We start from the raw sequence: 1416 nt of genomic DNA on the forward strand, positions 1-1416 counted from the left end.
GACCGGCGACCCAGATCTGTACTAGGTAAGCGATGGGGTGACGCAGGAAGGTAGTCCAGCCCGGGCGGTGGTAGTCCCGGGGTAAGGGTGTAGGCCGTGTGATAGGCAAATCCGTCACACATTGAGGCTGAGACCTGATGCCGAGCCGATTGTGGTGAAGTGGATGATCCTATGCTGTCGAGAAAAGCCTCTAGCGAGTTTCATGGCGGCCCGTACCCTAAACCGACTCAGGTGGTCAGGTAGAGAATACCGAGGCGTTCGGGTGAACTATGGTTAAGGAACTCGGCAAAATGCCCCCGTAACTTCGGGAGAAGGGGGGCCATCACCGGTGATTGAATTTACTTCATGAGCTGGGGGTGGCCGCAGAGACCAGCGAGAAGCGACTGTTTACTAAAAACACAGGTCCGTGCGAAGCCGTAAGGCGATGTATACGGACTGACGCCTGCCCGGTGCTGGAACGTTAAGGGGACCGGTTAGTGCACTTTCGGGTGTGCGAAGCTGAGAACTTAAGCGCCAGTAAACGGCGGTGGTAACTATAACCATCCTAAGGTAGCGAAATTCCTTGTCGGGTAAGTTCCGACCTGCACGAATGGCGTAACGACTTCTCGACTGTCTCAACCATAGGCCCGGTGAAATTGCACTACGAGTAAAGATGCTCGTTTCGCGCAGAAGGACGGAAAGACCCCGGGACCTTTACTACAGTTTGATATTGGTGTTCGGTTCGGCTTGTGTAGGATAGGTGGGAGACTTTGAAGCTGTGACGCCAGTCATGGTGGAGTCGCCGTTGAAATACCACTCTGGTCGTGCTGGATGTCTAACCTCGGTCCGTGATCCGGATCAGGGACAGTGTCTGATGGGTAGTTTAACTGGGGCGGTTGCCTCCTAAAGAGTAACGGAGGCGCCCAAAGGTTCCCTCAGCCTGGTTGGCAATCAGGTGTTGAGTGTAAGTGCACAAGGGAGCTTGACTGTGAGACCGACGGGTCGAGCAGGGACGAAAGTCGGGACTAGTGATCCGGCAGTGGCTTGTGGAAGCGCTGTCGCTCAACGGATAAAAGGTACCCCGGGGATAACAGGCTGATCTTCCCCAAGAGTCCATATCGACGGGATGGTTTGGCACCTCGATGTCGGCTCGTCGCATCCTGGGGCTGGAGTCGGTCCCAAGGGTTGGGCTGTTCGCCCATTAAAGCGGTACGCGAGCTGGGTTTAGAACGTCGTGAGACAGTTCGGTCCCTATCCTCTGTGCGCGTAGGAATATTGAGAAGGGCTGTCCCTAGTACGAGAGGACCGGGACGGACGAACCTCTGGTGTGCCAGTTGTCCTGCCAAGGGCATGGCTGGTTGGCTACGTTCGGAAAGGATAACCGCTGAAAGCATCTAAGCGGGAAGCCTGCTTCGAGATGAGTATTCCCACCCCCTT

The 1416-nt window shown here is 55.6% G+C and carries 1 rRNA gene (cut by a window edge); it reads left to right on the plus strand.

Annotated features, from left to right (window positions below):
• Positions 1-1416, plus strand: a 23S ribosomal RNA gene (locus HNQ79_RS32900) (its annotated part extends 1704 nt beyond the left edge of the window); the annotation flags it as partial.

The sequence above is a fragment of the Streptomyces candidus genome, assembly GCF_014207445.1.
Classification (GTDB): domain Bacteria; phylum Actinomycetota; class Actinomycetes; order Streptomycetales; family Streptomycetaceae; genus Streptomyces; species Streptomyces candidus.